The organism is Streptomyces sp. NPDC028298 (assembly GCF_055565895.1).
This window is the reverse complement of sequence record NZ_JBVHTL010000010.1, coordinates 272,137-292,982: the sequence shown is the minus strand read 5'-3', so window position 1 is coordinate 292,982 and position 20,846 is coordinate 272,137. Positions and strand designations below refer to the sequence as shown.

Sequence of the window (20,846 nt, the reverse complement as noted above, 5' to 3'; positions counted from 1 at the left end):
GTGATGCGAGCATGGCGTCCATGGCTACACATGTGATCACCGGGGCCGGTTCCGGCATCGGCGCGGCCGTCGCCCGCCGTCTGCACGCGCGCGGGGACGAACTCGTGCTCCACGCGCGCGACGCCGGCCGCGCGAAGGAACTGGCCGCCGCGTTCCCCGGCGCGAAGACCCTGGTCGGCGACCTGGCGGATCCCGACAAGCTCTCCTGGGCGTTCTCGCACCAGGCGCTCCCGGGCAGCATCGACTCCCTGCTGCACATCGCTGGCGTGGTCGACCTCGGCCCGGTCGGCGAACTGACCCCGAAGTCCTGGCGCCACCAGCTCAACGTCAACCTGGTCGCTCCCGCCGAACTCACCCGCCACTTCCTGCCCCAGCTCCGCCTCGCCCAGGGCCACGTGGTCTTCGTGAACTCCGGAGCCGGACTGAACGCCCACGCCGACTGGTCCGCCTACGCCGCCTCCAAGCACGGCCTGAAGGCCCTCGCCGACTCGCTGCGCCACGAGGAGCACGCGGCCGGCGTCCGCGTGACCTCCGTCTACCCGGGGCGCACCGCCAGCCCCATGCAGGCCAAGGTCCACCAGCAGGAGGGCAAGGAGTACGACGCCTCTAAGTGGATCGACCCCGAGTCGGTGGCGACCACGATCGTGATGGCGCTCGACCTGCCCCGCGACGCCGAGGTCAACGACCTGACGGTGCGCCCGGGAGGCTGACCTCCGCGCGGGATTCCGTAGGCTTCCGGGGTGAGCGAAAACAGCGAGTTCAGGTTCGGCTCCGCCACCGGCGTCGGATCCATGCCGGGCGGTGACGCGCGGGAGACCGCGAGGACCGTCACCGGATCCTTCGAGGACTTCCCCTTCCTCGCCGAACTGCCCGCCCGCGGGCCCGGGGCGGACATGATCGGCCGGACCGCGGGGATGCTCGTCGAGCTGTACGCGCGCGTGGAGCCCAGCGGCTGGCGCTTCGGGGACCGGCCGGGCCGGGACACCAAGCGGGCCAGGTCGTGGCTGGGGGAGGACCTCGACGCCCTGGAGGAGTTCACCCAGGGGTACGAGGGACCCCTCAAGGTGCAGGCCGTCGGTCCCTGGACGCTGGCCGCCGCGCTGGAGCTGAGGAACGGCGAGTCCGCCCTCTCCGACCCCGGCGCCTGCCGCGACCTCGCCGGCTCGCTCGCCGAGGGACTGCGTCTCCACCTCGACGAGGTCCGCCGGCGGATCCCGGGAGCCGAGATCGTCCTCCAGCTCGACGAGCCCTCCCTGGTCTCCGTGCTGCGCGGCCGGGTGCCGACCGCCAGCGGCTACCGCACCCACCGCGCGGTCGACCGTCAGATCGCCGAGGCCACGCTGCGGGACGTCGTCGCGGTGAACGGCGGCGGCCCCGTCGTGGTCCACAGCTGCGCTCCGGACGTCCCCTTCGCCCTGCTGCGCCGGGCGGGCGCGGCGGCGATCTCGTTCGACTTCTCCCTCCTCACCGAGCGTGACGACGAGGCGATCGGGGAAGCGGTCGAGGGCGGTACCCGTCTGTTCGCCGGTGTCGTCCCCGGCGTGGACGTCCCATTGTCGGACCCTGCCGGTAGCGTCATGGGTGTCAGGACGTTGTGGCGCAGGCTGGGGCTGCGGCCGGGTCTTCTCGCGGAGGCCGTCACGCTCACTCCGTCGTGCGGACTCGCGGGGGCCTCCCCCGACTTCGCGCGCAGGGCGCTGGCCCACTGCGTCCGGGCGGCGAGATCCCTCGCGGACAACCCAGAGTAACGGGAGGACACAACGGTGGCCGGCGAAATGCACGCAGAGCCCACATCGGTACCCGCCGAGGCACGCGAGCGGCACGCGCAGCTCGCCGAGCAGATCGAGGAGCACCGCTTCCGGTACTACGTGAAGGACGCCCCGGTCGTCAGCGACGCGGAGTTCGACACGCTGCTGCGTTCCCTGGAGGCGCTGGAGGAGGAGTACTCCGAGCTGCGGACACCGGACTCGCCGACCCAGAAGGTCGCCGGGGCCTACGCCACGGAATTCACCTCGGTCCAGCACCGGCAGCGCATGCTGTCGCTCGACAACGCCTTCACCGACCTGGAACTGGCGGCGTGGGCCGAGCGCGTGGCCAGGGACGTGGGCGCCTCCGACCACCACTTCCTGTGCGAGCTGAAGGTCGACGGCCTCGCCGTCAACCTCACGTACGAGCGGGGCCGTCTCACCCGCGCGGCGACCCGCGGTGACGGCCGCACGGGCGAGGACATCACGCCCAACGTCCGTACGATCGCGGAGATCCCGGACCGTCTGACCGGCGATCACGTCCCCGACCTCGTGGAGATCCGCGGCGAGGTCTACTTCCCGATGGAGAAGTTCGAGGAGCTCAACGCCCGGCTGGTGGCGGCGGGTGACAAGCCGTTCGCCAACCCCCGTAACGCGGCGGCCGGTTCGCTGCGGCAGAAGGACCCGCGCGTCACCGCGTCCCGGCCGCTCCACATGGTCGTCCACGGCATCGGCGCCCTGGAGGGCTTCGAGGGACTGGGCCGGCTCTCCGAGGCCTACGGCCTGCTCCACTCGTGGGGGCTGCCGACGACGCGGTACGCCGAGGTGGTCGACGACCTCGACGGCGTACGGGCGTTCATCGCGAACTACGGGGAGAACCGCCACTCCGTGGAGCACGAGATCGACGGGGTGGTCGTCAAGCTCGACGAGATCCCCCTCCAGGGCCGGCTCGGCTCCACCGCGCGCGCACCCCGCTGGGCGATCGCCTGGAAGTACGCGCCCGAGGAGGTCAACACCAAGCTCGTCAACATCCGTGTCGGCGTGGGCCGTACGGGCCGGGTCACTCCGTACGCGCAGGTCGAGCCGGTGACGGTCGCGGGCTCCGAGGTCGAGTTCGCCACCCTGCACAACCAGGACGTGGTGAAGGCCAAGGGCGTCCTCATCGGGGACACGGTGGTGCTGCGCAAGGCGGGTGACGTCATCCCCGAGATCCTCGGACCGGTCGCCGACCTGCGCGACGGCACCGAGCGGGAGTTCGTGATGCCGGCCGAGTGCCCCGAATGCGGTACGGCGCTGCGGCCCATGAAGGAGGGCGACGTCGACCTGCGCTGCCCGAACGCGCGGGCCTGCCCCGCCCAGTTGCGCGAGCGGCTGTTCTACCTCGCGGGGCGCAAGGCGCTGGACATCGAGCACTTCGGGTACGTGGCGGCGGCGGCCCTCACCAAGCCGCTGGAACCCTCCGACCCGCCGCTGAAGGACGAGAGCGACCTCTTCGACCTCACGATCGAGCGGCTGCTGCCCATCAAGGCGTACGTCCTCGACCAGGACAGCGGGCTGCCCAAGCGTGATCCGAGGACCGGCGAGGAGAAGATCGCCACGGTCTTCGCCAACCAGCAGGGCGAGCCGAAGAAGAACGCGCTTGCCATGCTGGAGAACATCGCCGCGGCCAAGGAGCGGCCGCTCGCGCGCGTGCTGACCGGTCTGTCGATCCGTCACGTCGGGCCCGTCGCGGCCGAGGCGCTGGCCCGGGAGTTCCGTTCCGTGGAGCGCATCGAGGCGGCCACGGAGGAGGAGCTCGCCACCACCGAGGGCGTCGGGGCGATCATCGCCGCCTCGCTCAAGGAATGGTTCGCCGAGGACTGGCATCGCGAGATCATCCGCAAGTGGAAGGCGGCCGGCGTCCGGATGGAGGACGAGGGCGCGGGGGAGGACGAGGGGCCGCGACCGCTCGAAGGCCTCACGGTCGTGGTCACGGGCACGCTCGAACACCACACACGGGACGGGGCGAAGGAGGAGCTGCAGAGCCGTGGAGCAAAGGTGACCGGCTCCGTCTCGAAGAAGACGTCCTTCGTCGTGGTGGGCGACAATCCCGGCTCGAAGTATGACAAAGCGATGCAGTTGAAGGTTCCGGTCCTGAACGAGGAGGGCTTCGCGGTCCTGTTGGCGCAGGGACCGGACGCGGCTGCGGAAGTCGCCCTTCCGATCGAGGAATAGGGGTTCAAGACCACCCGTTCGGAGCAAATCGGGGATATACGGGTGACCAGGTCGCATTCGGGCAACCGTCGACGACCGCTGCCCGTGGAAGCCTTCCGCGGCCTACTGTTGACGTGTGCGCCTGCCGTGCCCGGCCGCGGCCGGCGCATCCTCGACTCCGCATGAGCGGAGGGAAGGGTTTTCCGACGCAGCACCGTTGGCCGCTGTCGCCGGCAACGGATCGTGTGGCGTCGGCACCGCCGGCAGTGAGAGGGACGGGAATGGAACCGACCGAGAGCGCCGCTCCCGACTCACGGCTGCGCCCGCGCCGGACGACCGGCGCGTGGCTGACCGGCCTGCGGACGGGACGGCAGTCGGAGCGCGCCGCCCGGAGCGGGCTCGGCGCCGCCCCGCTCCCCGTTCCCGCCGGCCCCGCCGCCCTCACCGCCGGCACCGGCCTGCCCGGCCAGGACCCCGAGCGCCATCTGTCCTGGCCGACGCTGCCCACGGCGGTCGTGGCCACGGCCGCGTTCGTCCTGGGGGCGGGCTTCTACCGGGCGTTCAGCGGTCATCACGCCCTCTTCCCGTGCGGCACCGTCGGCTGGGCGCTGGCCCTGCTGACCGGCGTCATCGTCGGTCACCTGGTCGCCCTCGGCCGGGCCCGCTGGTGGGGAGCCACCGGTTCCGGCGCCGCGCTCACCCTCGCGGTCCTGCTGCTGTACGGCTGGGTCCCGGCCGGGATGGTCAGCCTCACCGTCGTCGTCCTGGTGGGCACCGCCCGCCGCAACCGCTGGCGCCAGGGCATCGTGCACGGCGCCGTCGACATCCTCGGCATCGGCGCCGGAGCCCTGGTCCTCGCGTCGTTCGGACGGTTCCCGAGCGTCGAGACGCCCTGGGCCCCCGACACCTGGACGTTCTACGCCGCACCCCAGGTCGTGCTGGTCGCCGGCGCCTATCTCGCCGTCACCCGCGCCCTGCTCTGGTACCTGAACACGCCGCGTGGGGGCCTGCCCACCGTCGCCCGTACGGCCCTGGTCAGGCACGGACTCGTCGCCGTGGCCCTGCTCGGCATCGCGCCGCTGATCTGTGTCGTCGCGACGGCCCAGCCGGCCCTGCTGCCCCTGTTCTCGATCCCGCTGATCGCCCTCGACTCCACCCTGTGGATAGCCCGGGCCCGGGCCGAGGAGCAACTGCGCGACCCGCTGACCGGGCTGCCGAACCGTCAGTGGCTGCTGGAACGCACCTGGACGGCCCTGGACGACGCCGAGCGCATCGGCGTGCGCTCCGCACTCCTGCTCATCGACCTGGACCGCTTCCGTTCGGTGAACGACACCCTGGGACACCTCGCCGGTGACCGGCTGCTCCTCCAGATAGCCGAGCGGCTGCGGCTGGCACTGCCGCGCGGGGCGGAGGCCGCGCGGCTCGGAGGCGACGAGTTCGCCGTGTTACTGCCGGTCGTGGACTCCACCACGTCGGCCACGCGGGTGGCCCGCAATCTGGTCGCCACCCTCGGCTCGCCGCTCGACCTGGACGGGCTCACCCTCGTCCTGGAGGCCAGTGCCGGGCTCGCCGTCTTCCCCGACCACGCGCTCGACGCGGAGGGGCTGCTGCGCCTGGCCGACATCGCGATGTACCAGGCGAAGCGGGACCGTACGGGCGTCGAGGTGTACGAGTCCAAGCGGGACTCCAACACCCCCGACCGGCTCGGTCTGCTCGGCGATCTGCGCCGGGCCCTGGACACCGGCGACGTCGAACTGCACTACCAGCCCAAGGTCCGCTTCGACGGACAGGTGGCCGGGCTGGAGGCGCTGGTGCGCTGGGTGCATCCCGAGCGCGGCAAGGTGCCGCCGGACGAGTTCATCGCCATCGCCGAGTCGTCCGGGCTGATGCCGCACCTCACCGAGTACGTCCTGGAGACGGCCCTCGGGCAGGTCGCGCGCTGGCGGGCACAGGGGCTGTACGTGCCGGTCGCGGTGAACGTGTCGCCGCGCGACGTGCACACCCCGGGGTTCGCGGGCGCCGTCGCCGCGCGGCTGGCCCGGCACGGAGTGCCCGCGGGAGCGCTCCAACTGGAGATAACGGAGCATGTGCTCCTGGAGGACCCGCAGCGTGCCGCCGACACCCTGGCGGCGCTCACCGGGCACGGCGTGAAGATGTCGCTGGACGACTTCGGCACCGGGTACTCCTCCCTGGTCCATCTGCGCCGGCTGCCGGTCAGCGAGCTGAAGATCGACCGTTCGTTCGTCGCGCGGCTCGCCGTCGACGCCGAGGACGCCGAGATCGTGCGGTGCACCGTCGACCTCGCCCATTCGCTGGGGCTCCTCGTCGTGGCTGAGGGGGTCGAGGACGACGAGACGTGGGAGCGGCTGCGGGATCTGGGGTGTGACGCCGTCCAGGGGTGGCTCGTCGCCGCCGCGATGCCGCCCGAGGAGGCGACGGCCTGGCTGCTCGCCCGGGGAGCCCGCGGCTGGCAGCGCCCCCGAGCCGCGCTCCCTGCCGCCGAGTAGCAACTCGGCCCCGCCCTCCGGCCGACCGTCCCCCTCGCCGCGAGGCCCGCCGACGGCGGGACGACCGAGCGGGAGAGCTCGGCTTTTCGTCGGACGGTGAACGGGTGGTGCGTGGGTGGGAGACGTCCGGCCGCAGGCCGGGTGTCGGTCCGTCGGCCGCCGACGGCGGGACGGCGGGCGGGAGAGTCCGGCTTCTCGTCGGACGGTGAACGGGTGGTGCGTGGGTGGGGGACGTCCGGCCGGAGGCCGGGGTGTCGGCGTGGCCCGGCAAACCCGGGCGCGGGCATCGGCCCGGGCCCCATAGGATTGGGCCAAACCACACCGCACTCACCCCAGAGGATCGCTGCATGCCTGGCATCACGCGCGAGGAGGTCGCCCACCTCGCACGGCTGGCGCGTCTGGAGCTGAAGGGCGAAGAGCTCGACCACTTCGCAGGCCAGCTCGACGACATCATCGGCGCGGTCGCCCGCGTCAGCGAGGTCGCCGACCAAGACGTACCGCCGACCTCTCATCCGCTGCCGCTGACGAACGTCATGCGCGTGGACGAGGTCCGTCCGTCGCTCACCCCCGAGCAGGCGCTCTCCGGCGCCCCGGCCCAGGAGCAGCAGCGTTTCAAGGTGCCGCAGATCCTGGGGGAGGACTAATCACCATGACGGACACCAACGTCAACATCATCAAGCTCACCGCGGCCGAGATCGCCCAGAAGATCGCGGCCGGCGAGCTCACCGCCGTCGAGGTCACCGAGGCCCACCTGGCCCGGATCGAGGCCGTCGACGAGAAGGTGCACGCCTTCCTGCACGTCGACCGCGAGGGCGCGCTCGCGCAGGCCCGCGCCGTGGACGCCAAGCGCGCGGCAGGCGAGAAGCTCGGCCCGCTGGCCGGCGTCCCGCTCGCGCTGAAGGACATCTTCACCACCGAGGGCATCCCGACCACCGTCGGCTCGAAGATCCTCGAAGGCTGGATCCCGCCGTACGACGCGACGCTCACCAAGCGCCTCAAGGCCGCCGACGTCGTCATCCTCGGCAAGACCAACATGGACGAGTTCGCCATGGGGTCCTCCACCGAGAACAGCGCGTACGGCCCGACCGGCAACCCCTGGGACCTCACCCGGATCCCCGGCGGCTCCGGCGGCGGCTCCTCCGCGGCCCTCGCCTCGTACCAGGCGCCCCTCGCCATCGGCACCGACACCGGCGGTTCCATCCGCCAGCCGGCCGCCGTCACCGGCACGGTCGGCGTCAAGCCGACGTACGGCGCGGTCTCCCGCTACGGCATGGTGGCGTTCTCCAGCTCCCTCGACCAGGGCGGCCCCTGCGCCCGTACGGTCCTGGACGCGGCCCTGCTCCACGAGGTCATCGCCGGGCACGACCCGCTCGACTCGACCTCCATCGACGCCCCGGTCCCGCCGGTCGTCGAGGCCGCCCGCAACGGCAGCGTCTCCGGCATGCGCGTCGGCGTCGTCAAGCAGTTCCGCGGCGAGGGCTACCAGGCCGGTGTCGTGCAGCGCTTCGACGAGGCCGTCACCATGCTCAAGGAGCTGGGCGCCGAGATCGTCGAGCTGGACTGCCCGTCCTTCGACCTGGCGCTCTCCGCGTACTACCTGATCGCCCCGTCGGAGTGTTCGAGCAACCTCGCCCGCTTCGACGGCCTGCGCTACGGCCTGCGCACGGGCGACGACGGCACCCGCTCCGCCGAGGACGTCACGGCCCTCACCCGCGAGGCCGGCTTCGGCCCCGAGGTCAAGCGCCGCGTCATGCTCGGCACGTACGCCCTCAGCTCCGGCTACTACGACGCGTACTACGGCAGCGCCCAGAAGGTCCGTACGCTCATCACGCGCGACTTCGAGAAGGCGTTCGAGCAGGTCGACGTGATCGTCTCGCCGACGACGCCCACCACCGCCTTCCCGATCGGCGAGCGCGCCGACGACCCGATGGCGATGTACCTCGCGGACCTGTGCACCATTCCGACCAACCTGGCCGGCAACTCCGCCATGTCGCTGCCCTGCGGTCTCGCCCCCGAGGACAACCTCCCGGTGGGTCTGCAGATCATCGCCCCGGCGCTCAAGGACGACCGTCTGTACAAGGTCGGAGCCGCCGTCGAGGCCGCCTTCGTGGAAAAGTGGGGCCACCCGCTGCTTGAGGAGGCTCCGTCGCTGTGAGCAAGGCAATGTCCAAGGCCAAGGGTTTCAAGAAGTCCAAGTCCGGCACGTATCTGTCCATGGCGGGCACGGCGTTCGGCGCCCTCGGTGTCGCGAAGCAGGTCAAGAGGGCCCGCAAGGAGAACGACACGCTGCGCCTCATCGACGCCGCCGTGTCCGCCGCCGCCATCGTCACCGGCCTCGCCATCCTCTACCGGGAGCTCAAGCGCCTGGGCGACGACGACGTCCTGCTGGGCTGAGAGGGAAGTTTTCACCGTGACCACCACGATCGACCTGGTGTCGTACGAGGACGCGCTCGCGTCGTACGACCCCGTCATGGGCCTCGAAGTCCATGTCGAACTCGGCACCAAGACGAAGATGTTCTGCGGCTGCTCGACCGAGCTGGGCGCCGAGCCCAACTCGCAGACGTGCCCGACCTGCCTCGGCATGCCCGGCGCCCTCCCGGTCGTCAACGCGACCGGAGTCGAGTCCGCCATCAAGATCGGCCTCGCGCTGCACTGCGAGATCGCCGAATGGTGCCGCTTCGCCCGGAAGAACTACTTCTATCCGGACATGCCGAAGAACTTCCAGACCTCGCAGTACGACGAGCCGATCGCCTTCAACGGCTATCTGGACGTCCAGCTCGAGGACGGCGAGATCTTCCGCGTGGAGATCGAGCGCGCCCACATGGAGGAGGACACCGGTAAGTCGCTGCACGTCGGCGGTGCCACCGGCCGCATCCACGGCGCCTCGCACTCCCTGCTCGACTACAACCGCGCGGGCATCCCGCTCATCGAGATCGTCACCAAGCCGATCGAGGGCGCGGGCGAGCGGGCTCCCGAGGTGGCCAAGGCGTACGTCGCCGAGCTGCGCGAGCTCATCAAGGCGCTCGGCGTCTCCGAGGCCCGCATGGAGCAGGGCCAGATGCGCTGCGACGTGAACCTCTCGCTGCGTCCGCACGGGCGTGAGAAGTTCGGCACGCGCTCCGAGACGAAGAACGTCAACTCCCTGCGTTCCGTCGAGCGTGCCGCCCGCTTCGAGATCCAGCGCCACGCCGCGGTGCTGAACTCCGGCGGCACGATCATCCAGGAGACCCGTCACTTCCACGAGGACACCGGGTCCACGACCTCGGGCCGCGTGAAGGAGGAGGCGGAGGACTACCGGTACTTCCCGGAGCCCGACCTCGTCCCCGTCGCCCCGTCCCGTGAGTGGGTCGAGGAGCTGCGCGCCGGACTGCCCGAGCAGCCGCTGGCCCGCCGCAACCGGCTGCGCGAGGAGTGGGGCGTCAACGCCCACGACATGCAGTCGATGCTCAACGCCGGTGCCATCGACTCGATCGTCGCGACGATCGAGGCCGGTGCCGACTCCACCTCCGCCCGCAAGTGGTGGATGGGCGAGCTGGCCCGCAGCGCCAACGAGTCGGCCACGGCCTTGGAGGACCTGCCGATCACCCCGGCACAGGTCGCCCGGGTGTCCGAGCTGGTCGCCTCCGGCGATCTGAACGACAAGCTGGCCCGTCAGGTCATCGAGGGCGTCCTCGCCGGCGAGGGCACCCCGGACGAGGTCGTCGACAAGCGCGGTCTGAAGGTCGTCTCGGACGAGGGCGCGCTGACCGCCGCCGTCGACGAGGCCATCGCCGGGAACCCGGGCATCGCCGACAAGATCCGTGGCGGCAAGGTCCAGGCCGTCGGCGCGCTCGTCGGCGCGGTCATGAAGGCCACCCGCGGCCAGGCCGACGCCGCTCGCGTCAAGGAGCTCATCCTGGAGAAGCTGGGCGTCTCCGAGGGCTGAGATCCGGGTTTTCCCACATCCCAGGGGGTGCGCCGTGACCGGTGCACCCCCTGGGGTCTGTGTCGGCGGGCTCAGGTCAACGCGCTACGCTCCCGCGCCATGAGTGGAAGCACCGACTCCGAGACGCACGACGGCACGGCCGGAACGCACGACGGCACCAGCGAGACGCACGACGAGACGCACGACGCCACGACCGGGACGCGTGACCGTACGGCCGGGGCGCATGACGGCACCGCCGAGACCCGGGAGCGCGCGCCGCGTGACCCCGACGGCCGCGAGGACCACGACCCCGCCGAGCCGGAGGACCGGGACCAGGCTCCGAAGGACGGGGACGGGGACGGGGACGGGGACGGGCACCTGGATCCGGAGGACGGGGATCCGGACGACGAAGGGGACGAGGATCCCGAGGCGCGCCGGGCGCGCTGGACCGCGATCGGTACCGGAGTCCTGCTGACCGTCGCCGGACTCGCCGCGTCGGCGATGCGCACCGGCGGCTCGGGAAGCGCGCTCATACCCCTCTCCTACGCCTCGGGGGCCGTCCTGTGCGCGGGCGCGTCGGCGCTCGGCGCCAGGGGCCGCACCCGGCGGGCCCTGTGGCTGATGATCGCCGGAGTGATGGTCATGGCCGTGGGTGACCAGTTGGACTGAGCTGTGGCCGGTGGGGTGACGGAGGCCACGCGCATGCCGTGTGACATCGGTCGCCACCCTGTGAGTAAGCCCACGAATGCGACAAAGGATCAGTTCGTGCTGCAAGAGTGATGACGCATTAGTCATGTGTTCTTTGCGGGCAGTTCCCGATAAAGATCCACAAATCCCCCGGGGAGCTCGCTCGTGGCAGCCCTTGCACGGTGGTGCGTCCAGCATCGCCTCGTCACCGTCCTGCTCTGGCTTCTGGCCTTCGGCGGTGTGACCGCGGCCGCGTCCGCGGCGGGCTCCTCGTACTCCAACGACTACGAAGTCCCCGGCACCGAATCGGGCCGTGCGACGCAGCTCCTGAACAGCGGATTCCCCGGGCTCGGCGGCGACAGCGACACCGTTGTCTGGCACACCGGCTCGGGCACGGTCCGCTCCGCCGACGTCGAACAGTCGATGACCCGGGCCCTGGACAAGATCGAGAAGCTTCCCGGAGTGGCCTCCGTCGACAGTCCCTACAAGCACGAGGGGTCGGGCCGGACGGGCACGGACGGCGGGATCAGCCGGGACGGCCGGACGGCGTACGCGACCGTCACCTTCGCCGACCGGGCCGAGAACCTCGACAAGGGCGAGGTCCAGGCCGTCGTCGACACCGCCAAGGACGCCGAGGCCAAGGGACTCGACGTCGAGCTGGGCGGCACCGCGATCTCCCTCACCAAGCCGTCCGGCGGACACACGGCCGAGATCGTCGGCGTGGCCGTCGCCGCCGTGGTCCTCTTCCTCGCCTTCGGCTCGCTCGCCGCCTCCATGCTGCCCATCGCCACCGCCCTGGTCGGCGTGGGCACGGCGTACTTCGGCATCGTGCTCCTCGGACACGTCATGACCGTCGCCGACTTCGCCCCCATGCTCGGCATGCTGGTGGGCCTCGGCGTCGGGATCGACTACGCGCTGTTCATCGTGACCAGACACCGGCGCGGCCTCAAACGCGGACTGCCGGTGGCCGAGGCGGCGCGGAACGCCGTGGCCACCACCGGACGCGCGGTCGTCTTCGCCGGCGCCACCGTCTGCATCGCCCTGCTGGGCATGCTCATCCTGCGGCTCAGCTTCCTCAACGGCGTGGCGATCGCCGCCTCCCTGACCGTCGTGCTCACCGTCGCGGCCTCCGTGACCCTGCTGCCCGCGCTGCTGTCCTTCATCGGCCCCCGCGCGCTCAGCCGCCGCGAGCGGCGGCGGCTGGAGGAGCACGGGCCCGAACCGGAGATGGCCACCGGGTTCGCCGCCCGCTGGTCCGCCTTCGTGGAACGCCACCCCAAGCTGCTCGGTGTCGTGGCCGTCGTCGTGATGGCCGTGCTCGCCCTGCCCACGCTCTCCCTCCACCTGGGCACGTCCGACCAGGGCAACGACCCGAGGACGACGACCACCCGGCAGGCGTACGACCTCGTCTCGGAGGGCTTCGGCCCCGGCGTGAACGGGCCCCTGACCCTCGTCACCAAGGTCGGCGGCGCCGAGGACCGGCTCGCCCTGGACAACCTGGACGCCACGCTGCGGTCCACCGAGGGCGTCGCCTCGGCGACCCCGGTGACGTACAACGGCGTCGGCGACACCGCCTTCCTCACCGTCGTCCCCGACTCCGCCCCGCAGTCCCAGAAGACCAGCGACCTCGTCGACCGGCTGCGCACCGACGTCCTGCCGCGCGCCGAGTCGGGCACCTCCCTGGACGTACAGGTCGGGGGTGTGACGGCGAGCTACGACGACTTCGCGGACGTCATCATCGGAAAGCTCCCACTCTTCGTCGGTGTCGTGATCAGCCTCGGCTGTGTCCTGCTGCTGCTCGCGTTCCGTTCGATCGGCATCCCGCTCAAGGCCGCGGCCATGAACATCGCCGCCGTCGCCGCCGCCTTCGGAGTCGTCGTCGCGATCTTCCAGTGGGGCTGGGGCAGCGAGCTGCTCGGGCTCGGCCGGGCGGGCCCGATCGAGCCCTTCCTGCCCGTGATCATGGTGTCGGTGCTCTTCGGCCTGTCCATGGACTACCAGGTCTTCCTGGTGAGCCGGATGTACGAGGAGTGGCTGGAGACCGGTGACAACCGGCGTGCCGTACGCGTCGGCCTCGCCGAGACCAGCCGGGTGATCAACTCCGCCGCCGTCATCATGATCTCGGTCTTCCTCGCCTTCGTGCTCAGCGGCGACCGCGTGATCGCGATGTTCGGCATCGCCCTGGCCTCCGCCGTCGCGCTGGACGCCTTCGTCCTGCGCACGCTCCTCGTCCCCGCCCTCATGCACCTGCTCGGCGACGCCAACTGGTGGCTGCCCCGGGCGCTCGACAAGAGGCTGCCGCGCATCAGCATCGAGCCGCCCGAGTGCCGGGCCGCGCATGAGAGGCTGGCCGAGGCCACGGACGCCGAGGCGGCGGACGTACTGGGCCCCGCGGCGACCGACGCCGGGGCGCGGGGCGTCGCGGTGCCGGACGCCGGGGTGAAGGACGTGACGACGAAGGAGCGGTGACGGGATGTACGCGATATCCCTGGGCGACGACGGAGCGGAACTGCGGCCCCTGGAGCCCTGGCACGCGGAGGAGTTCCTCGCGCACCTGGACCGCGGACGCGAGTTCATCGGGCAGTTCATCCCCTTCGGGGCCCGGTCCACGGACGTGCCGTCCGCGCGGGCGCAGCTCCAGAGGTACGCGGACATGCGCTGCGCCGACACCGGGTCCCTGCACGGCCTGTGGCTGGACGGGAAGCTCGTGGGCGGTGTGCTCTTCCTGAACTTCGACGCGGCCCAGGGCAACTGCGAGGTCGGCTGCTGGCTGGAACCCGCCGCCTCCGGACGCGGTCTGGTCACCCGCGCGATGCGGATCCTCATCGACTGGGCGGTCGAGGAGCGCGGCATCCACCGCGTCGAGTGGGTCGCCGCCGCGGGCAACGTCCCTAGCCTGAACGTGGCCCGGCGGCTCGGCCTGAGCCGGGACGGCGTACTCCGCGAGAAGCATCCCCACCACGGGGTCCGGCACGACCTCGAGGTGTGGTCCGTACTCGCCCCCGAGTGGCGTGCCGCACGCGCGCACACCCCCTCCGCGGAACATTAAGGAAGCTCTCAGACAGCGTCCGTACGGTGCCACGCATGGGAACCAAGACAGTTGACGAGACCGGGGCCGACACCGGTACCGAGGCGCAGCGCGACGAGCGGACCGTGGACGTCACCAAGGCCGGAACGGCCGAGGCGGCCGCGGACGAAGGGACCGTGACCGGGGCCGAGGCCGCGGCCGACGAGAAGCCGGACGAGGCCGACGAGGACCTCGGCGAGCAGGCCGACGACGACCTCGCCGCGCTCGCGGACGCCGAGACGGCACGGGACGGCGGGGTCGGCCAGGGCGCCGCCGCCGTCGTGTCCGCCGCACTCGGCCTGGTGTCGCTGACCGGGAGCTGGGTCGCCACCGTGGCGGCCGCCCGCGAGACCCTGATCGGCCAGCTCCAGACCTCGTCGACCGCGAGCGTGGCCACGCAGGTCAAGGAGGTCTACGGCGACGCCTGGGCGACCACCGCCCTGGTCGGCGGCCTCTTCGCGCTCGCCGCGCTGATCGTCGGCGTCGTGGTGCTGGTCCGGCCCGCTTTCGGCGCCCCCGGCAGGCCGCAGGCCGCCTGGATCAAGTCCGTCTCCTGGGCGGGCGTCTCCCTCGGCGTCGTGGGCCTGGTGCTCGCGGTCGCCAAGTACTCCGACATCCTCCTCGGACTGCCCTCCACGAGCTGAGTCCCGGGCCCGGCACCGCCGGCGAACCGGCACCTCAGAGGGGCCTTAGGGCCGGCACGGGAATCCGGCCGCCGCCCTAAGGCCCTTCGCGTCCCCAAGATGCGGAACTCTCCCGATGTGGCGCACCCCCCTGGGAGACGAAGGTTGAGGCATCGCGAACAAGCGAGACCGAAACCGACTCTTCACGAGGGGTACGAGATGTTCGAGTTCGAGCTCCAGCAGATCCGGTCCGACGAAATGATCCGCAGGGCCCAGACCTACCGGCTCGCCAAGGAAGCCGCCGACGGCCGCCGGGCCGCCCGCCGCGCCGCCCGGCGGTCCGCACAGAACGACGGCGAACGCGCCCATAGCGACAGCCCCCGCAGGCACCGGTCGGCCCGCACCGCGTGAACACCGGGGCTCCCGTGGACGGCCCGGCACCATCAGGCCGACCACGGGCCGTGCGGGACGGCCACCCCGCGGCGGCCGTCCCGCACCCACCGTCCACCGGCCGTCCGGCGGGCGGGGCACTGATCGCCGTACCGGCGACCGGTGCCCCCCTGCCGGACGCCTGTGCCATGCTCGGGCCCGTGGAGACCAGGTCCGTCAGCCCCGTGTTCGTCGGACGAGCCGACGAACTGGGTGTGTTGAACGACGCGCTCGCCCGCGCCGCCGCCGGGGGAGAGCCCCAGGCGTTCCTGCTCGGCGGCGAGGCCGGCGTCGGCAAGACCCGCTTCCTGGAGGAGTTCTCCGGCGCCGCCACCCGCGAGGGCGCCGTCGTCGCCTCCGGCGGCTGCGTCGAGATCGGCGCCGACGGCCTGCCCTTCGCACCCTTCTCCACCGCCCTGCGCGCCCTGCGCCGCGCCCTGCCCGACGAACTCGCCGCCGCGGCCGCAGGACAGGAGGAGGAACTCGCCCGCCTCCTCCCCGAGCTCGCCCCGACGCCCCGGGGACGGCAGTACGAGGAGGACGGCATGGCCCGCCTCTTCGAGCTCACCGCCCGCCTGCTGGAACGCGTCGCCGCGGACCGCACGGTCGTCGTCGTGCTCGAGGACCTGCACTGGGCCGACGCCTCCACCCGCCATCTGCTCGCCTACCTCTTCCGCACGCTGCGCAGCGGCCGCCTCGTCGTGATCGCCACCTACCGCGCCGACGACATCCACCGCCGCCATCCGCTGCGCCCCCTGCTCGCCGAGCTCGACCGCCTCCGCACGGTCCGACGCATCGAGCTGAGCCGCTTCAACCGGGCGGAGGTCGGCCGCCAGATCGCCGGGATCATCGCCCGCGAACCCGACACCGCCGAGGCCGACGAGATCTTCGCCCGCTCCGACGGCAACGCGTTCTTCGTCGAGGAACTCGCCGTCGCCGCCCGCGAAGGCTGTCGCACCGGACTCACCGACACCCTGCGCGACCTGCTCCTCGTCCGCGTCGAAGGACTGCCCGAGAGCGCCCAGCGGGTCGCCCGGATCGTCGCCGAGGGCGGCAGCACCGTCGAGTACCCCCTGCTCGCCGCCGTGGCACGGCTCGCCGAGGACGACCTCATCGAGGCCCTGCGCGCCTGCGTCGGCGCCAACATCCTCATCGCCACGCCCGCCGGCGACGGCTACCGCTTCCGCCACTCCCTGGTCCGCGAGGCCGTCAGCGACGACCTGCTGCCCGGCGAACGCTCCCGCTTCAACCGCCGCTACGCCGAGGCCCTGGAGGCCGACCCGACGCTCGTACCGGCCGACGAACGCGTCACGCGGCTGGCCAGCTACTGGTACCACGCCCACGACGCCGCCAAGGCCCTGCCCGCCGTCCTCGACGCCTCGGTCGAGGCCCGCCGCCGGCACGCCCACTCCGAGCAACTGCGGCTCCTGGAGCGGGCGATGGAACTGTGGGAGGCGGTCCCCGACACCGTACGGGCCGAACTGCGCCCCATCGACTACGTGGAGGCCTACCCGCCTCCGCTGCCCGAGGGGCACGGACGGACCCCCGCCGGCCCCGACTGCGCGGCCACACCGCTGAGTTATCTGGACCTCATGGCCGAGGCCGCCGTCGCCGGACGGCTGTGCGGGGAACGCGAACGCGCCCTGAAGACGACCAGACGGGCGCTGCACCTGCTGGAGGACGAGCACGACCCGCTGCGCGCCGCCTGGTTCTGGATCCAGCGCTCCCGGCTCGTGCAGGCGCAGGTCCGCGGCAACGGCTGGAAGGAACTCGCCACCGCCCAGGACCTGGTGCGCGGTCTGCCGCCCTCCCAGGTCCACGCCGAGGTCCTGTCCATGGTCGCCGCCTGGTGCATGGTGCACCAGCCGGGCCACGGCGCCCTCTCCGCGGCCGAACGCGCCGTGGAGTACGCGCACATGGTGGGCGCCCGGGACACCGAGCTGAACGCCCGGCTCACCCTCGGCGGCCTGATGGTCGACGCGGGGGAGACCGAGGCCGGGCTCGCCGAGATGTACCGGGTCAGGGAACGGGCCAACCGCCAGGGCGCCGCGTACGTCGTGGGCCGTCTGCACATCAACCTGCCCTCCCACCTGGAATCGGTCGGCCGCTCCCGGGAGGCCGTCGCCATCCTGCGCGAGGGCATAGAACTCGCCTGCCGGAACGGCCTGCTGGACACCCAGGCCTGGGTCTGGGGCAACCTCTCCGAGTCGCTGTACGCGCTCGGCCGCTGGGACGAGGCCGCCGAGGCCGCCCGCAACGCCCTGGCCATCGGACTCGGCGGCAAGGCCTCCGGGGTGGGCGCGTCCCGGCTCGCGCCCGTGGCCCTGGGCCGTGGGGACCTCGTCGAGGCGGGACGTCAACTGACCGCTGCCCGGGGCCACTTCGGCACCCATGATCCGATGCCCCAGCACTCCCTGCCGCTGCTGTGCACCACCATCGGCATCGCCGCGGGCGAGGGCCGCTTCCTCGACGCCCGCACCGCCCTGGAGGAGGCCCTGGCCGCGGGCTTCCCGCCCGGCACCCAGCGCTACGCCTGGCCGCTGCTGCTGGCCGCCGTCGCCGCGGAGGCCGACGCCCGCGGCCTGCCCGTCGCCGCCCCGGGCCGCGCCCCCACCCTGGACCGCGTCCGCACGGCCGCGAGAACCCTGGCCACCGGAGCGCCCGTCTGGAGCGCCCACGCCGAATGGCTGCGCGCCGAACTGAGGCGGGCCGACGGCGCGAGCAGCCCCGACCAGTGGTCCGAGGTGGTCGAGGCCCTCGAACCCCTGGAGCGCCCCTACGACCTCGCCCGGGTCCGGCTCCGGCTCGCCGAGTCCCTGCTGCTCACGGGCGCGGACGACGAGCGCGGCCGCGCCGCGGAACTCCTGCGGCTGGCCGGCGCCGTCGCGGGGCACCTCGGGGCCCGTCCGCTCGCCGACGCCGTCGCGCTGCTCGCCCAGCGTGCCCGCATCACCCTGGATCACCCGCCCGGACCGCCCCGGACCGCTCCCGCCGACCCCGCGGCCGCGTTCGGCCTCACCAGCCGCGAGCGGGACGTCCTGCGCCTGGTCGCCGCCGGCCGCAGCAACCGCCAGATCGCCGAGGAGCTCTTCATCTCCCCGAAGACGGCCAGCGTCCACGTCTCGAACATCCTGGCCAAGCTGGACGTCTCGGGACGGGGGGAGGCGGCCGCGCTCGCGCACCGGCTGCGGCTCTTCCCGCCGGACGGCCCGCCCGCCCGAGCGGCCGGCTGAGGAGTGCTCCCCGGGGGAGACCGGGCCGGGGGAGTGCCGCGTCCACCGCGGTCACCCCTCCGGCCCACCCTGCTCGTGCGGCCGACCCGGCCGGCCCCCCGGGCTATTTCACCTCCAGCTCCAGGAGCCGGTCGTCGCCCTTCACGGGGGTGCCGCGGCCGTCGGTCTCGCTCGTCGTCAGCCAGAGCTTGTCGCCGCCCGCGGAGACGACGGTGCGCAGGCGGCCGTACTTGCCCGTCAGGAAGGCCTCGGGCGCCGCGGACGCCTCGGTGCCGTTCAGCGGGATGCGCCACAGGCGTTCGCCCTTGAGGGCCGCCATCCATATGGACCCCTCGGCGTAGGCGATCCCGCTCGGGGAGGCCTCGTCGGTCTTCCACTGGACGATCGGATCGTGGTACGCCGAGTCGTGGCTGATCCCTTCCACCACCGGCCAGCCGTAGTTGTCGCCGGGCTTGATCTGGTTCAGCTCGTCCCAGGTGTCCTGGCCGAACTCCGAGGCCCACAGCCGCTGTCTGTCGTCCCAGGCGAGACCCTGGACGTTGCGGTGCCCGTACGAGTACACGACCGAGTCCGGGAACGGGTTGCCCGGCGCGGGCTCGCCCTCCGGCGTCATGCGCAGGATCTTCCCGCCGAGCGACTTCTTGTCCTGGGCCAGGCCACGGTCGCCCGTCTCGCCCGCGCCCGCGTAGAGCATCTTGTCCGGACCGAAGGCGATCCGGCCACCGTTGTGGATCATGCCCTTGGGGATGCCCTTGAAGATCGTGTCCGGCGCGCCGAGCTGCTCGCCGGCCGGTTTGCGCGCGTCGTACAACATGCGCACGATGCGGTTGTCGGAGGCGGTGGTCAGGTACGCGTAGATCATGTGGTCGGAGGCGTAGTCGGGCGAGAGCGCGATGCCGAGGAGGCCGCCCTCGCCGGCCGGGGCCACCCCGGGAACCTCGCCCAGCACGGTCTTCGCGCCGGTCTTCTCGTCGATCCGGGTGATCGTCCCCTTGTCCCGCGAGGACACCAGCAGACCGCCGTCGGCCAGCGGCGCGAGGCCCCAGGGCGTGTCCAGGCCCTCGGTGACGGTGCGCAGGACCCGCACCGAGCCCTTCGCGGGCGGCGTCGGCCCGGCGGTGGCGCTCGGGGCGGCGGACGCGTGCGAGGCCCCGCCCTCGATGCCGGGCGGCGTGTTCGGGCCGCCGCCTCCCCCCTCACCGGAGGAACAGCCGGCCGTCACCAGAAGCACGCTCGCGGCCAACACGACTGTCACTGCTCGAACTTGCACCATCAGTGTCCCTTCGACGCGGCGGTCCCCCTGTTCATACACCGCTCGCGTCCCCCGGGTTCCCGGTCCCGGCCGGGAGATCCGCGCCGGGTCGCGGAAGCGCCGTTCAGTCCCAGGATCCCAGTGCCCCCGGCAGTGCCGCCACCTCGGCGAGATCCTCCGCCGTCAGCCGCAGTCCGGCCGCCCCCGCGTTCTCCGTGACCCAGCGCTCCCGCTTGGCCCCCGGCACCGGGACGACGTGCGGACCCTGCGCCAGCACCCAGGCCAGCGCCACCTGCGCGGGCGTGACCGGACGGTCACCGCTCCCGTGCCGCCGCGCGACGCGCCGCAGCCCGACGACGATGGGCTGGTTCGCGGCCATCATCTCCGCGGTGAAGCGCGGATGGCGGGCCCGGGCGTCGTCGGGCTCGAAGCCCCCGCCCGGGGTCAGTGTCCCGGTCAGGAAGCCGTTGCCGAGCGGCATCGCGGCGAGGAACCCGACCCCGCGCGCCGCGCACCACGGCAGCAGCGCCTCCAGCGCCTCCGTCGACCACACCGACAGCTCGGCCTGCACGGTGCTCACCGGGAAGACCTGCTGCACCCGCTCCAGCAGCCGGATCGTCCCGTCGTGCGGCCGCGCCCCCGCCCGGCGGCCGGACGCGGCACCCACCGCGCACAGCCCGAGCGAGCGGACCTTTCCGGCCGCGACGAGCTCGGCCATCGCGCCCCACGTCTCCTCGACCGGCACTTCCGGGTCCGCGCGGTGAAGCTGGTAGAGGTCGATGACATCCGTCTGGAGCCGGCGCAGCGAGGCGTCGCACGCCCGTCTCACATAGCCGGGGCGGCCGTTGGCCACGAGGTGCTGGTCGCCCACCAGCAGGCCGACCTTGGTCGACACGAAGGCCTCGGCACGCCGTTCCTTCAGGACGCGTCCCACGAGCAGCTCATTGGTGAAGGGCCCGTACATGTCGGCCGTGTCGAGCAGCGTCGACCCCCGGTCCAGTGCCGCGTTCACCGCGCGCAGCGACTCGTCGCCGCGTTGTTGTGACCCGGTGTAAGCCCAGCTCATCGGCATGCATCCGAGTCCGACCGCCCCCACACCGAGCGCCGCGGCCCCGATCGTTCTGCGCTCCACCTGGCCGTGATCCTCCTTCTGCCGGCCCCCAACCTAACCTCTGCGCGCAAGAGCGCCTGGCATAACCTCCTGAC

Annotated in this window: 16 protein-coding genes; 14 read left to right on the top strand and 2 right to left on the bottom strand. The window is 72.3% G+C overall.

Translation table 11 applies throughout. The features are described from left to right. The first annotated feature begins 11 nt into the window (after positions 1 to 11). From ACZ4TO_RS35970 to ACZ4TO_RS35905, 14 genes are all read left to right on the top strand, one after another. Positions 12 to 710 (top strand): SDR family oxidoreductase, encoded by a 699-nt coding sequence (locus ACZ4TO_RS35970; RefSeq protein ID WP_468026387.1) that lies wholly within the window; start codon positions 12 to 14, stop codon positions 708 to 710. A gap of 30 nt (positions 711 to 740) precedes the next feature. Continuing rightward, positions 741 to 1,748 carry a methionine synthase gene (locus tag ACZ4TO_RS35965; RefSeq protein WP_468026386.1) on the top strand — a complete coding sequence of 336 codons (1,008 nt, stop codon included), beginning with the start codon at positions 741 to 743 and terminating at the stop codon, positions 1,746 to 1,748. 15 nt (positions 1,749 to 1,763) lie between these two features. Next, entirely contained in the window at positions 1,764 to 3,959 is a 2,196-nt protein-coding gene (gene ligA, locus ACZ4TO_RS35960; protein WP_468026385.1) for an NAD-dependent DNA ligase LigA, read from the top strand. Between the two features lie 260 nt (positions 3,960 to 4,219). Beyond that, positions 4,220 to 6,445 (top strand): putative bifunctional diguanylate cyclase/phosphodiesterase, encoded by a 2,226-nt coding sequence (locus tag ACZ4TO_RS35955; RefSeq protein ID WP_385046944.1) that lies wholly within the window; start codon positions 4,220 to 4,222, stop codon positions 6,443 to 6,445. Between the two features lie 347 nt (positions 6,446 to 6,792). Further along, complete coding sequence (gatC, locus tag ACZ4TO_RS35950) at positions 6,793 to 7,089, top strand: Asp-tRNA(Asn)/Glu-tRNA(Gln) amidotransferase subunit GatC (protein ID WP_037622623.1); 297 nt, start codon at positions 6,793 to 6,795, stop codon at positions 7,087 to 7,089. 5 nt (positions 7,090 to 7,094) lie between these two features. Further along, positions 7,095 to 8,600 (top strand): Asp-tRNA(Asn)/Glu-tRNA(Gln) amidotransferase subunit GatA, encoded by a 1,506-nt coding sequence (gene gatA / locus ACZ4TO_RS35945; RefSeq protein ID WP_382791053.1) that lies wholly within the window; start codon positions 7,095 to 7,097, stop codon positions 8,598 to 8,600. 8 nt (positions 8,601 to 8,608) lie between these two features. Then, the gene (locus ACZ4TO_RS35940) at positions 8,609 to 8,839 is read left to right on the top strand and encodes a hypothetical protein (protein ID WP_361693558.1); all 231 of its coding nucleotides are present in this window, start codon (positions 8,609 to 8,611) and stop codon (positions 8,837 to 8,839) included. 16 nt (positions 8,840 to 8,855) lie between these two features. After that, the gene (gene gatB / locus ACZ4TO_RS35935; RefSeq protein WP_382791050.1) at positions 8,856 to 10,370 is read left to right on the top strand and encodes an Asp-tRNA(Asn)/Glu-tRNA(Gln) amidotransferase subunit GatB; all 1,515 of its coding nucleotides are present in this window, start codon (positions 8,856 to 8,858) and stop codon (positions 10,368 to 10,370) included. A gap of 357 nt (positions 10,371 to 10,727) precedes the next feature. Then, a complete protein-coding gene (locus tag ACZ4TO_RS35930; RefSeq protein WP_468026426.1) occupies positions 10,728 to 11,018 on the top strand; it encodes a hypothetical protein in 291 nt (96 codons plus the stop codon). Between the two features lie 183 nt (positions 11,019 to 11,201). Then, positions 11,202 to 13,505 carry an MMPL family transporter gene (locus ACZ4TO_RS35925; protein WP_382791043.1) on the top strand — a complete coding sequence of 768 codons (2,304 nt, stop codon included), beginning with the start codon at positions 11,202 to 11,204 and terminating at the stop codon, positions 13,503 to 13,505. 4 nt (positions 13,506 to 13,509) lie between these two features. Continuing rightward, complete coding sequence (locus tag ACZ4TO_RS35920; RefSeq protein ID WP_468026384.1) at positions 13,510 to 14,085, top strand: GNAT family N-acetyltransferase; 576 nt, start codon at positions 13,510 to 13,512, stop codon at positions 14,083 to 14,085. Between the two features lie 35 nt (positions 14,086 to 14,120). Further along, on the top strand, positions 14,121 to 14,747 hold the full coding sequence (locus tag ACZ4TO_RS35915; protein ID WP_468026383.1) for a hypothetical protein: 627 nt from the start codon (positions 14,121 to 14,123) through the stop codon (positions 14,745 to 14,747). 198 nt (positions 14,748 to 14,945) lie between these two features. Beyond that, the gene (locus tag ACZ4TO_RS35910; protein WP_382791033.1) at positions 14,946 to 15,137 is read left to right on the top strand and encodes a hypothetical protein; all 192 of its coding nucleotides are present in this window, start codon (positions 14,946 to 14,948) and stop codon (positions 15,135 to 15,137) included. Between the two features lie 167 nt (positions 15,138 to 15,304). Beyond that, a complete protein-coding gene (locus ACZ4TO_RS35905) occupies positions 15,305 to 18,388 on the top strand; it encodes a helix-turn-helix transcriptional regulator (protein ID WP_468026382.1) in 3,084 nt (1,027 codons plus the stop codon). 103 nt (positions 18,389 to 18,491) lie between these two features. Here ACZ4TO_RS35905 and ACZ4TO_RS35900 read toward each other — a convergent pair whose 3' ends face one another. Together ACZ4TO_RS35900 and ACZ4TO_RS35895 are read right to left on the bottom strand one after the other, a co-directional pair. Continuing rightward, positions 18,492 to 19,661 (bottom strand): PQQ-dependent sugar dehydrogenase, encoded by a 1,170-nt coding sequence (locus ACZ4TO_RS35900; RefSeq protein ID WP_468026381.1) that lies wholly within the window; start codon positions 19,659 to 19,661, stop codon positions 18,492 to 18,494. 103 nt (positions 19,662 to 19,764) lie between these two features. After that, positions 19,765 to 20,772 (bottom strand): aldo/keto reductase, encoded by a 1,008-nt coding sequence (locus ACZ4TO_RS35895; RefSeq protein ID WP_468026380.1) that lies wholly within the window; start codon positions 20,770 to 20,772, stop codon positions 19,765 to 19,767. Positions 20,773 to 20,846 lie beyond the last annotated feature (74 nt).